The 12,411-nt window shown below is 40.7% G+C and carries 10 protein-coding genes; 1 reads left to right on the top strand and 9 read right to left on the bottom strand.

What is annotated here, in order from left to right; genetic code table 11:
- Positions 1 to 36: 36 nt before the first annotated feature.
- The 6 genes from parC to parE form a co-directional block, all read right to left on the bottom strand.
- Complete coding sequence (parC, locus tag HMPREF0850_RS07995; RefSeq protein ID WP_009013958.1) at positions 37 to 2,517, bottom strand: DNA topoisomerase IV subunit A; 2,481 nt, start codon at positions 2,515 to 2,517, stop codon at positions 37 to 39.
- A 720-nt stretch (positions 2,518 to 3,237) separates the two neighbouring features.
- Positions 3,238 to 4,050 carry an aminoglycoside 6-adenylyltransferase gene (locus tag HMPREF0850_RS07990; RefSeq protein WP_001258608.1) on the bottom strand — a complete coding sequence of 271 codons (813 nt, stop codon included), beginning with the start codon at positions 4,048 to 4,050 and terminating at the stop codon, positions 3,238 to 3,240.
- Between the two features lie 16 nt (positions 4,051 to 4,066).
- Entirely contained in the window at positions 4,067 to 4,516 is a 450-nt protein-coding gene (locus HMPREF0850_RS07985) for a GNAT family N-acetyltransferase (protein ID WP_311164874.1), read from the bottom strand.
- A 48-nt stretch (positions 4,517 to 4,564) separates the two neighbouring features.
- Positions 4,565 to 5,401: a hypothetical protein gene (locus HMPREF0850_RS07980; protein WP_000464624.1), complete on the bottom strand. Its 837-nt coding sequence runs from the start codon at positions 5,399 to 5,401 to the stop codon at positions 4,565 to 4,567.
- The gene (locus HMPREF0850_RS07975) at positions 5,391 to 5,951 is read right to left on the bottom strand and encodes a hypothetical protein (protein WP_000589293.1); all 561 of its coding nucleotides are present in this window, start codon (positions 5,949 to 5,951) and stop codon (positions 5,391 to 5,393) included. The genes HMPREF0850_RS07980 and HMPREF0850_RS07975 overlap by 11 nt, the downstream gene beginning before the upstream one ends.
- A 46-nt stretch (positions 5,952 to 5,997) precedes the next feature.
- Complete coding sequence (parE, locus tag HMPREF0850_RS07970) at positions 5,998 to 7,941, bottom strand: DNA topoisomerase IV subunit B (protein WP_000037254.1); 1,944 nt, start codon at positions 7,939 to 7,941, stop codon at positions 5,998 to 6,000.
- A gap of 135 nt (positions 7,942 to 8,076) precedes the next feature.
- Between parE and plsY the strand changes: the two genes are divergently transcribed.
- Positions 8,077 to 8,718 carry a glycerol-3-phosphate 1-O-acyltransferase PlsY gene (plsY, locus tag HMPREF0850_RS07965; RefSeq protein WP_009013955.1) on the top strand — a complete coding sequence of 214 codons (642 nt, stop codon included), beginning with the start codon at positions 8,077 to 8,079 and terminating at the stop codon, positions 8,716 to 8,718.
- 32 nt (positions 8,719 to 8,750) lie between these two features.
- On the opposite strand, the gene HMPREF0850_RS07960 is transcribed toward plsY, so the two are convergent.
- From HMPREF0850_RS07960 to HMPREF0850_RS07950, 3 genes are read right to left on the bottom strand one after another with little or no spacing between them, the layout of a single operon-like run.
- Positions 8,751 to 9,707, bottom strand: coding sequence for an ABC transporter permease (locus tag HMPREF0850_RS07960; RefSeq protein ID WP_000029129.1), 957 nt, complete (start codon positions 9,705 to 9,707; stop codon positions 8,751 to 8,753).
- Positions 9,708 to 9,709: 2 nt separating this feature from the next.
- Entirely contained in the window at positions 9,710 to 10,768 is a 1,059-nt protein-coding gene (locus HMPREF0850_RS07955) for an ABC transporter permease (RefSeq protein ID WP_000038676.1), read from the bottom strand.
- Entirely contained in the window at positions 10,761 to 12,296 is a 1,536-nt protein-coding gene (locus HMPREF0850_RS07950) for an ABC transporter ATP-binding protein (protein ID WP_000929826.1), read from the bottom strand. The genes HMPREF0850_RS07955 and HMPREF0850_RS07950 overlap by 8 nt, the downstream gene beginning before the upstream one ends.
- Positions 12,297 to 12,411: the final 115 nt, after the last annotated feature.

Here is a 12,411-nt window from a genome sequence, read left to right as displayed (position 1 = left end):
CAACACAAAGAAATCAGCCCCTTGGACTGATTCTTTTTAAGGATTTGCTTTATCATCTTTAAAGACTTCTTTGAGGTAAGCATCGAAAACTTCTTCATCTGAAATGGTGTCTGAGATAAAGCTTCCGTTGCTAGTACGTTCTGACAAGTTCAAATCTTGCAATCGGCTTTCATAGATTGTTCCCTTGTTAGATTGGACAAGCAAAATTTGGTCGTTTTCTTCCACTTCTGTACTAAAGAGATCACCGATGAAGCCTTGCTCTACAACTGCTCCAGCCAAGAAGACACGGTGCGGTTTGTTTTTCAACTCACGCAAAACTTGTAGGCCTCGTTTGGCACGGCTGGTCGCTGGAATTTCCTCAATGGAAACGCGTTTCAAGCTTCCGCGTTGGGTTAGGAGGTAGAATGATGAGGTGTTACAGATAAAGGCTGCCTGAAGCGCATCATTTGCTTTTAGGTTCATAGCCTTGACACCTGCAGCCTTGGCTCCGACAACCGGAACCTCTTCGATATTGAAACGAAGGGCGTAACCGTTTTGACTAATCAAGAGTACATCATCTAGTTTAATCGGAGCCACTGCTACAATTTGGTCTGTCTCGTCTTTGAGTTTAGCGTACTTGACAGATTTAGACTTATAAGTTCTCCATGGAGAGAACTCTTTGCGTTCTACACGCTTGATTTGACCAAGGCGAGTCGCTGCAAAATAGGTAGTTGCATCATCAAACTGATCCACGACTTCTGCATAGAGAATTTCTTCGTTAGTTTCAAAGTTTGTAATGGTCTGACTCAGATGCTCTCCGATATCCTTCCAACGAATATCTGCCAATTCATGAATTGGACGATAGATAACATTTCCAAGACTTGTGAACATCAAGAGGTGCTGGGTTGTCTTGGCAGTTTGTACAAAGATCAAACGATCATCATCACGTTTGCCAATTTCTTCCAGAGTGGATGCTGCAAAGGAACGTGGACTGGTACGCTTGATATAACCTGCCTTAGTCACGCTGACATAGGTATCTTCCTCGGCAATCAAACTAGCTGTATCAATCTCGATTACTTTTGCTGTATCTTCCAAAGTACTCAAACGTGGTGTCGCAAATTTCTTTTTGACCTCACGGAGTTCTTTCTTCATGAGATTGTACATAGTTCGTTCATCACCAATGATAGCCGCCAGCATGGCAATCTTTTCACGCAATTCTGCTTCTTCTTCCTGCAAGACAACGACGTCTGTATTGGTCAAACGGTAAAGTTGTAAGGTCACGATGGCTTCAGCCTGCTCTTCTGTAAAATCATAGCTAACCTTAAGATTTTCCTTAGCGTCAGCCTTGTTCTCAGAAGCACGGATAAGGGCAATGACTTCATCCAAAATCGAAATCACGCGAATCAAACCTTCGACGATATGGAGACGTTTCTCAGCCTTTTCCTTGTCAAAGCGGGAACGTGCCAAAATCACTTCACGACGGTGGGCAATATAGCTAGACAAGATTGGGACAATCCCCACCTGACGAGGTGTGAAATTGTCAATCGCCACCATGTTAAAGTTGTAGTTGATTTGTAAGTCGGTGTATTTGAAGAGATAGTTAAGAATGAGCTCGGTATTAGCGTCTTTCTTGAGTTCGATAGCGATACGAAGACCGTCACGGTCAGACTCATCACGAACCTCAGCAATACCTGCCACCTTGTTATTGACACGAACATCATCGATTTTCTTGACCAGATTGGCTTTATTGATTTCATAAGGAATCTCGGTAATAACGATTTGTTCCTTACCACCTTTTAGCTTTTCAATCTCCGTCTTAGATCGAACAACCACGCGCCCTTTCCCAGTTTCATAGGCCTTCTTGATTTCGTCACGCCCTTGGATGATAGCTCCTGTAGGGAAGTCTGGTCCAGGCAAGAATTCCATGAGTTTGTCCACCTTGGCTGTTGGGTGATCAATCATGTAAACCGTCGCATCAATGACCTCAGCCAAATTATGCGGTGGAATATCTGTGGCATAACCAGCCGAAATCCCAGTAGATCCATTGACCAAGAGGTTTGGAAATGCTGCTGGCAAAACCGTCGGTTCTTTCTCGGTATCGTCAAAGTTCCAAGCAAAGGGAACTGTCTTTTTCTCTATATCTTGAAGAAGATAACCAGCAATCTCAGACAAGCGCGCCTCAGTATAACGCATAGCTGCAGGCGGATCTCCGTCCATAGAACCGTTATTACCGTGCATTTCAACTAGAATCTCACGATTTTTCCAGTCCTGTGACATACGAACCATGGCATCATAGATAGAAGAATCCCCGTGTGGGTGGAAATTCCCCATGATATTCCCGACAGACTTAGCTGACTTACGGTAGCTCTTTTCAAAAGTATTGCCATCCTTATTCATCGAATAAAGAATACGACGCTGAACCGGCTTCAATCCATCACGAATGTCTGGCAAAGCCCGATCTTGAATGATGTACTTGGAGTAGCGACCAAAGCGCTCTCCCATGATGTCCTCCAAGGACATGTTTTGAATGTTACTCATATAGGATACAAAGCCCGTAAAATGCAAAGTGAAAATAGGAAATTCTTAAAGCGAGCGACGCTCTCAAGAGAATTTATCTTTTTCACACAGCATTTAGGACGTGTTCAACTCCTTTCAAAGAATGTAGAGTGGTTTTTACATTAAAATTGGTATTAAGAAAAATATTTTTAGATACTATTTAAGTCATTCACAAACACTTATTTAGATTAAGCAAAAGCATCTATTCCCTATGGATTGTTCTTTCTTCTTTGAAGTGTGTACAAATATAGACAAGGTAAATAAGAAATTATAGCAGTTAATATCAGCAAGATATCAAATACAAACTTTTGCCCTCGAAATAGCTCCTCCCAATGCATTGTATTAAGATAATGAAAAATTAAACCGAATAAATAACAGAAACTTACAGGGAAGACTCTCCACTTGATTGATTTGTATAAATAATATAAGCGTATTGAGTGATAGAGCGTGGAAGAAATAAGCATAGGTAAACAAAAAGAAATTAGAAAGAAAGAAAATCTTAAAGCATCATCAAAAAGCTCTGTGCGATCTATTGAAATAAGCCAAATATTACACATCGTTATAATAATCGGGAAAAATAATCCATACACCCTTTTATGTAACTTATTTCTTTTGATAGCTAGAAATATAGAGGACACCAATACTAAAATTTGTACTCCTGGGAATCCCATAAAAAATGTAGCAAATACATAATCTAACATACTAGTTCAACCTCTCCTCAGCATACTTAATCATCTTCTCAGCTACTTCTTTATCGTAGTCAAATCCCATCTTTTGGGCAAGGAATTGAGCTTCTTGGTGGAAAAGTTGCATCGTAGCAAATAAAGACTGAGTGATTTTGTCACTACTAGAGAAATCAAGCAGATTTGAGAATTCTTTCTCTTTCTCAGCAGACGAATAGTTAAAGAGATATTTATAGTTCTTGCCAATATCAATCGTCCCCTTATCTGCTGCAACTCGCCAAGCCAAGACCTTCAAGAGTTCTTGTTGACAAATTCCGTAGAGATGATCCGTGGCATAGATGGCTTGCTTGCGACAAATCCCTTTAACCACGTAGGCTGACACCCACCAAAATTCATTACAAGCTTTTTCGAAATCTATCTGACTAGCTGGACTTGTCCAGTAACGCTCTGGACTTGTAGTATAGGACTCAAACAAGCCCTTCTCGTCTACTAAAACTGTATAACCAGCTTCGCTATCTACCCATTCTTGGATGTGGTCTTTTGGGCAAAGGGTTAGATCAATCCTATTGCCATCTTCAAATAGCATCAGATAAAGTCGACGGTTTCCTAAGATATTATGCTGCTCAATCAGACGATTGCCAAACTGATCCAGCCAAGACAAGTCTGAAATTAGGTTTTCAAGATTATCAACAAGATAAACAACATCATAGTCTTGAAATTCATCTTTCGGAGCATGATCATTTGTTCTAGAACCCGATAAAGCAACAGCATCGACTTTTAAACTTTCAGCTATTTGTAAAATCAGATTCATCATTTCTGTTTCAGTTCTCATGGGAATACCTGCCTTTTTAGTGAAAACTCTTGATTCTGTAAAGGATATGTCTATAAAGAGGACTGACTGCTGGAACTTTTTCATTATCAAATTCTTTGACAAATTCCATGCCTAGCTTTTGCATGACTTTTTGCGAAGGGAGATTGTGCAAGGATGTAAAAGAGTAAACTTCTGACAAGCCAGCTTGCTGGAAAGCGAAGTCTAGACAGGCTTGGGCAGCCTCCGTCTCATAACCACGATTCCAAAACTCTTTTCGCAAACGCCAGCCGATTTCTACAGCTTCTTTTCCAGCAAAAATCCGTAAATCCGAATGGTGCAGACCTACCAAGCCGATAAACTCCTGATTGTCTAAGTCACTCAGGGACAAACTTTTTACTTCATATACTTTTTTCATTTTTCTTTTTGAATATTTTTGTGCCAGTCTCTCCCATGAGACAGACAAACTGACTTTTTTTCTGTCAGTCACTTTTTTAGGAAGATATTTTGGGGGAAGTGAGGTACGCAAGGGTATTTGTTAGTCAGTTTCTTCCCAAAGTAAAGAATACTCGCTAATTAGTGATAGTTTTTCTAATAATAAAAGTTGTTTTTCTCGTGATAGACCACAGAAATATTCCATGAAATCTTGCTCAATAATTTCAACTTTATCAATAGGGATTAAGTTATAAAACCACTCATCATTCTGTAAAATATTTTTAAAAAATAGAGTAGAAACTAACGACATCTCCGAAGTCCAAGGATAATCATAATCACTAATACGCTCCTCATTATATTTTAGCCATGATTTAATCCCATAAGAAATAACAAATTGAACTTGGTTGTCTCTGTAATGTGTCATACCATACTTCTGTTTATGTGTTACAGCTTTTTTTACTCCCTGATATAATATACAGTAGACTTTTGACGGCGAATATTCAAATAAAAGATTTTTAATTTCTGTTTTTATAAGTTGCTTAGCCTTATTTTCATCTTTCTCGCTATACCCTGAAGAATATTCAAAATGAAATTCCTCCCTAAATTGATAGTCAAATAGTTTAAACAATTCTTTTTCAGCCAACTCTAACCACAGTTGATTTATTTCAGTCTCAGTAAATTTAAGATTTGTTAAAAACTTAAAATTTGAAAACCAGTGTTCATCTTTCTCTGAATAAACATTTTTTAAATTTTGAAAAGAGAAACGTACTCTTGTCTTATAAAACACATTTGGAAATTTTTCATTTGCAAATTGGGGGTCTTGTTTAATTTCTTTATTACTACAAAATGCAGTTGTAGAGCTTCTTGGGGATATTTCTAAAATATTCTTTTCTTTCAGAAAGTATATTTCATCAATGGGATAATTACCATCAAAAAACATTTGTGGTAATTTTTGATTTTTGATTTTTGATTTCCGAGAAAGAAGGAATATCAAATTCATCTTCACTAATATTAAATCCCTGTAAAATAGTTGATAAATATAGCTGCTCTCGTAGCCCAAACCCGGATATATATCGAATTTCTTCAAGAAAATAAGTGTCCTGTATTTTTCGACGCTTTTCTTTTGAACAATAATCACAAGAGCAGTCATCATCATTATTTTTATGCCCACAACTGAAGCATCTATTGTCTTGAACGAAATAGTTATCTAACTGGTCATTATTAACTAGCTTGTCATAATCCCTTTTTGTCGGTAGTTGGATGTATTTTTCTTCACCACATATCTCACAAATAAACGAAGTAGAAACTTTTGGAAATTCTTTTCTTAAATTAGATGCTATAGTATGAATAGAATATTTTTTAATAATTTCGTTAAGTTTTAAATTGTTTTGATAGTAATCAATAAGAATATTTTTTACTACCTCATCAGTAAATCCCGATAACACATCACCTTTTGTGCTATAGTCAATATTCCTCAAAAATTTAATCATAAATTTCTCCTCATTTACGGCTATCACTCTTAATCTTACTAAATCATTAAAACACTGTCGCTTCTTCCAGCGTAAACTTGACATTATCCTCAATCCACTTACGGCGTGGTTCGACCTTATCTCCCATGAGGACATTAACACGGCGTTCAGCGCGTGCTAGGTCTTCGATCGTAACGCGGATGAGAGTACGTGTCTCAGGATTCATGGTTGTTTCCCAGAGTTGGTCCGCATTCATCTCACCAAGACCTTTGTAGCGTTGGAGGGTTGCGCCTTTACCGAACTGCTTACGAAGTTCTTCTAGTTCTCCGTCCGTCCAAGCATAAGCTACCTCTTCTTTCTTGCCTTTGCCTTTGGACATCTTGTAAAGAGGCGGAAGGGCGATATAGACATGGCCTGCCTCAACTAGCGGACGCATGTAGCGGTAGAAGAATGTTAAAAGAAGAGTTTGGATATGGGCACCATCGGTGTCCGCATCGGTCATGATAATGATCTTGTCATAGTTAGCATCTTCAATAGAAAAGTCTGCTCCCACACCCGCACCGATGGTATAAATCATGGTATTGATTTCTTCATTTTTGAGAATATCTGCCATCTTGGCCTTGGCTGTATTGATAACCTTACCTCGAAGGGGCAAAATAGCCTGGAACTTACGGTCACGACCTTGCTTAGCAGAACCGCCGGCAGAATCCCCCTCGACCAGATAGAGTTCATTCTTTGCAGGGTTTTTAGACTGAGCTGGAGTCAATTTCCCAGACAACAAGCCCTTGTCTTTCTTATTTTTCTTACCATTTCGGCTCTCGTCACGCGCCTTTCGTGCTGCTTCACGAGCATCACGCGCCTTGATAGCCTTGCGAATGAGATTGGAAGCCAGTTCACCATTTTCCATTAGGAAGAAGGTCAACTTATCAGCCACAATTCCATCCACAACCGGACGAGCCAGAGGGCTTCCAAGTTTGTCCTTGGTCTGACCCTCAAACTGGAGGTGTTCTTCCGGAACTAGGATAGAAAGAACAGCTGCTAGTCCTTCACGGTAATCTGACCCTTCTAGGTTTTTATCTTTTTCCTTGAGGAGTCCCGTCTTACGCGCGTAGTCATTCATAACCTTAGTAATGGCTGACTTGAGTCCTGTCTCATGCGTTCCACCATCTTTCGTACGAACGTTATTGACAAAGGATAGAATATTATCTGAAAATCCATCATTGTACTGGAGGGCAACTTCCACTTGGAAACCATTGTCTTCCCCCTCAAAGTACAGAACTGGTGTCAAGGTTTCCTTGTCTTCGTTCAGATAGGAAACAAAGTCCTGAACTCCATTTTCATAGTGGAACTCGATTGCTTCATCTGTACGCTTATCCGTCAAAGACAAGGTAACATTTTTCAAGAGAAAGGCAGACTCATTGAGACGTTCTGAAATGGTATTGTACTTGAAATCAGTCGTAGAAAAGATCGTCGCGTCAGGCATGAAGGTAACTTTGGTACCTGTCTTAGACTTGGGTGCTGTACCAATTTTTTTCAAGGTTGTGACGGGTTTCCCACCATTTTCAAAACGTTGCTTGTAGACTGTACCGTCACGAGTAATTTCAACTTCTAGCCAACTAGAAAGGGCATTAACGACTGAAGATCCCACCCCGTGGAGACCACCAGATGTCTTATAACCCCCTTGACCGAATTTCCCTCCAGCGTGGAGAATGGTAAAGATAACTTCAACAGTTGGAATTCCCATGGCGTGCATCCCAGTCGGCATTCCACGACCATGGTCCTCTACTGTCAAACTTCCGTCTTTATTGATAGTCACATCAATGCGGTCACCAAATCCAGACAAGGCCTCATCGACTGCATTGTCCACAATTTCCCAGACTAGGTGATGGAGACCAGCACCGTCAGTCGATCCAATATACATCCCCGGACGTTTACGGACCGCATCCAACCCTTCTAGCACCTGAATGGCATCATCATTGTAGTTATTAATATTGATTTCCTTTTTTGACACAAGGAACCTCCTATTTGTTCATCTTTTCTATTTTACAGGTTTTCTAGGGATTTTGCAAAGTTTTTCCCGTTCAGCTGTCACAATTTCACAAGAGATTCTCAACCTTTCTACACCATTTCATGGTATAATAGAACCATGATGACATTTGTATTATTAATTTTAGCTTATCTACTAGGTTCGATTCCGTCTGGTCTATGGATTGGACAAGTTTTTTTTCAAACAAATCTGCGCGAACACGGTTCTGGAAATACTGGTACGACCAATACTTTCCGTATTTTGGGTAAGAAAGCAGGTATGGCAACCTTTGTGATTGACTTCTTTAAAGGGACCTTGGCCACTCTCCTTCCAATTCTTTTCCACCTTCAAGGTGTATCACCTCTCGTCTTTGGTCTTTTGGCCGTGATTGGACATACCTTTCCTATCTTTGCAGGCTTTAAAGGTGGTAAGGCTGTCGCAACCAGTGCTGGAGTGATTTTCGGATTTGCGCCTGTTTTCTGTCTTTATCTAGCAATCGTATTCTTTGGAAGCCTCTATCTAGGTAGTATGATTTCACTATCAAGCGTTACTGCTTCTATCGCAGCCGTTATCGGAGTTCTCCTATTTCCACTATTTGGATTTATCCTGAGCAGCTATAACCCTCTCTTCATTTTGATTATCCTAGCACTCGCTAGCTTGATTATCATTCGTCACAAGGATAATATCACACGTATCAAAAATAAAACTGAAAATCTTGTCCCTTGGGGATTGAACCTAACTCATCAAAATCCTAACAAATAAAACGCCAGTTTGAACTGACGTTTTTTATATGCTTATTTTGATTTGATGTAGTTGATACCGTCTGCCTTAGGTGCAACTGCTTTTCCAAAGAAGGCTGCCAAGACAAAGATGGTCAAAACATAAGGCGCAATTTGTAGGTAGACCGCAGGTACTCCTTGTAAGAAAGGAAGCTGGGAACCGATAACTGCCAAACTTTGAGAGAGTCCGAAGAAGAGACTTGAAAGCATAGCACCGATTGGGTTCCATTTACCAAAGATCATTGCCGCAAGGGCGATAAATCCAGGACCGACAATAGTTGTCACTGAGAAGTTAACTGAGATTGATTGAGCATAAATCGCTCCCCCAATTCCACCTAAGAATCCTGAAATAATAACTCCAAGATATCGCATCTTGTAGACATTGATCCCCAAGGTATCCGCTGCCTGAGGGTGTTCACCAACAGAGCGAAGGCGAAGACCAAAGCGTGTCTTAAAGAGAATAAACCAAGCAAAGAATGAGAAAGCAATCGCGATATAACCTAGTAGACTGGTAGACTTGAAGAAGATATCTCCAATCACTGGGATATCAGCCAAAACTGGGAAATCAAAACGTCCAAAAGTCTGGCTTAAGTTATCCGTTTGCCCTTTGTTATAAAGAACTTTAACCAAGAAAACTGCTAGGGCAGGAGCCATCAAGTTCAATACTGTACCACTGACAACATGGTCCGCACGGAAATGAACCGTCGCTGCTGCGTGGATGAGGGAGAAAATGGCTCCCACGAAACCAGCAACCAACAAGGAAATCCAAGGAGTCGCTGCTCCAAGTTGTTCTGCAAACTCAAGGTTAAAGACAACCCCAGAAAAGGCTCCCATAACCATAATTCCTTCAAGACCGACGTTAACGACACCACCACGTTCAGAGAAAACTCCTCCGATACTCGTGAAAATAAGTGGTGCTGAGTAAATCAGCATAGAAGAGACCAAGAGGGTGAGTAATGTTGTAATAGACATCCTTACTTACCTCCTTTAACTTGTTTTTTCGGTTTGACAAAGCGTTCAATAATATAGTGAACACTGACAAAGAAGATAATAGACGCTGTTACAATGCTGACAAGCTCAGACGGAACTTGCGCTGCGTTCATACCCGGTGCTCCTACTTGCAAAACTCCAAATAAGAAGGCTGCAAAGAGAATTCCAATTGGTGAATTTCCAGCAAGCAAACTAACTGCCATCCCGTTAAATCCGATAGCTAATGATGATCCCTGAACGTAAACGTTTTGGAAGGTTCCAAGACCTTCGACCGCTCCACCGAGACCAGCCAAAGCACCAGAGATAATCATTGATAGGATGATTGTACGTTTTGCTGAAATACCAGCGTACTCTGAAGCATGGGGATTGAGACCAACTGCTCGAATTTCAAAACCGAGAGTCGTTTTCTTAAGCAAGAACCAAATCACCCCAACAGCAATGATAGCAAAGAAGATACCGATATTCATACGAGAATTACCAGTCAACTCAGATAACCATGGTGTCTGGTAACTAGCATTGGCACTCACACGAATTGTTGAGTCTGTACTTTGCATAAAGTCTTTCGGGAAAGAATGAATAAAGGCGTTCCCTACATACAAAACAATGTAGTTCATCATAATGGTTACGATAACCTCTGACGTACCGAGATAAGCTCTGAGAATACCTGGAATCGCACCAACAATTCCACCTGCGATCAGAGCAATCACTACAGTCGCTAGAATCAACATTGGGCGTGGCATGTCCGGATGCGACAAAGCAAACCAACCGCTGAGAATCCATCCCGCAAGCGCTTGACCAGGAAGTCCAACGTTAAAGAAACCTGCCCGACTAGCAACAGCAAAACCAAGACCAATCAAGACTAGAGGCCCCATGGCACGAAAAATTTCCCCAATCCCACGAAGGCTACCAAAAGCTGTATAAAACAACTCCTCATACCCCCAGATAGCATCGTAGCCGAAAATCCACATGACAATGGCTCCGAGCAAGATTCCTAAGAATACGGAAATCAAGGGAACCGAAATTTGTTGTAATTTTTTAGACATCACTCTTCTCCTTTCCCAAGTTTCCACCAGCCATCAAGACACCAAGTTCTTGTTTGTTAGTCGTTTCTGGCGATACAATACCTTGAATCTTACCATCATGGATAACAGCAATACGGTCTGAGACATTTAAAATCTCATCCAATTCAAAACTGACAACGAGAACAGCCTTGCCATTATCACGTTCCTCAATCAAGCGTTTGTGAATGTACTCAATGGCACCAACGTCCAAACCACGAGTTGGCTGGCTGACGATAAGGAGTTCAGGATCACGATCAATCTCACGAGCAATAATCGCTTTTTGTTGATTTCCTCCTGAAAGAGCTGCTGCTGGAACAAATTCGCTTGCCGCACGGACGTCAAATTCCTCCATTAATTTCTTAGCATGTGAAGTGATATTGGCATAGTTCAAGATACCATTCTTGCTGAGTGGTTCTTTGTAGTAGGTTTGAAGAGCGATATTTTCTGAAATCATCATCTCCAAAATCAAGCCATCACGGTGACGATCCTCAGGAACATGCCCCACGCTTAGTTCTGTAATTTGTCGAGGATGCATCCCCACGATTGATTTGCCTTTTAATTCAATACTACCAGACTCAACCTTACGAAGACCTGTAATGGCTTGAATGAGTTCAGATTGACCATTGCCATCAATACCTGCAATACCAACAATCTCACCAGCACGAACATCCAAAGAAAGATTCTTCACAGCTGGAACACCACGGTTTTCATTAACAACCAAGTCCTTGATAGACAAGACCACTTCTTTTGGTTGTGGTGCCTGTTTCTCCGTTTTGAAGGAGACAGAGCGCCCTACCATCATTTCTGCCAAATCGGCATTGGTAGCTCCAGCAATCTCAACCGTCTGGATTGATTTCCCACGACGGATAACTGTCACTCGATTAGATACCGCACGAATTTCATCCAGTTTATGGGTAATCAAAATAATGGATTTTCCTTCTTTGACAAGGTTTTTCATGATAGCCATCAACTCGTCAATCTCTGAAGGAGTCAATACAGCTGTAGGTTCGTCAAAGATAAGGATATCAGCACCACGGTAAAGTGTTTTCAAAATTTCTACACGTTGTTGGGCACCAACGGAAATGTCCGCCACCTTAGCAGCAGGATCCACTGCCAAACCATAACGTTCAGAAAGAGCCTTGATTTCTTTAGTAGCTTCAGCTATATCTAGCACACCATTTTTAGTGATTTCACTCCCCAAAATGATATTTTCAGCTACTGTAAAAGCTTCAACCAACATAAAATGTTGGTGAACCATCCCAATTCCTAGACTAGCAGCTTTAGAAGGGGAATCTAGTTTGACAACTTGACCATTCACCGCAATTTCACCACTAGTTGGCTCAAGAAGTCCTGCCAGCATATTCATCAGAGTGGATTTACCCGCTCCATTTTCTCCTAAAAGTGCATGGATTTCACCTTTTCGCAGTTGCAAGTTGATCTTGTCGTTTGCTACAAATTCACCAAACACCTTGGTAATATCCCGCATCTCAATGACATTTTCGTGTGCCATATGCTCTTCCTTTCAGAGGTTTATTTTATTTCAATAAAACCTGCTAATCACATTAACAAGCTCTATTGAGACAAAAATTGCCTCAATTCTTAAAGAAGCGACCGATGGCCGCTTC

The sequence above is a fragment of the Streptococcus sp. M143 genome, from assembly GCF_000162495.1.
GTDB lineage: Bacteria > Bacillota > Bacilli > Lactobacillales > Streptococcaceae > Streptococcus > Streptococcus dentisani.
Note: the sequence above shows the minus strand (reverse complement) of the source record. Positions and strands in the feature narration are given on the sequence as shown.

Excerpts from the sequence above, each read along its gene's own strand:
- plsY (WP_009013955.1), top strand. The coding sequence starts at position 8,077 with ATGATGACATTTGTATTATTAATTTTAGCTTATCTACTAGGTTCGATT.
- HMPREF0850_RS07960 (WP_000029129.1), bottom strand. The coding sequence starts at position 9,707 with ATGTCTATTACAACATTACTCACCCTCTTGGTCTCTTCTATGCTGATT.
- HMPREF0850_RS07990 (WP_001258608.1), bottom strand. The coding sequence starts at position 4,050 with ATGAGAACTGAAACAGAAATGATGAATCTGATTTTACAAATAGCTGAA.
- HMPREF0850_RS07975 (WP_000589293.1), bottom strand. The coding sequence starts at position 5,951 with ATGATTAAATTTTTGAGGAATATTGACTATAGCACAAAAGGTGATGTG.
- HMPREF0850_RS07955 (WP_000038676.1), bottom strand. The coding sequence starts at position 10,768 with ATGTCTAAAAAATTACAACAAATTTCGGTTCCCTTGATTTCCGTATTC.
- parC (WP_009013958.1), bottom strand. The coding sequence starts at position 2,517 with ATGAGTAACATTCAAAACATGTCCTTGGAGGACATCATGGGAGAGCGC.
- HMPREF0850_RS07980 (WP_000464624.1), bottom strand. The coding sequence starts at position 5,401 with ATGTTTTTTGATGGTAATTATCCCATTGATGAAATATACTTTCTGAAA.
- HMPREF0850_RS07950 (WP_000929826.1), bottom strand. The coding sequence starts at position 12,296 with ATGGCACACGAAAATGTCATTGAGATGCGGGATATTACCAAGGTGTTT.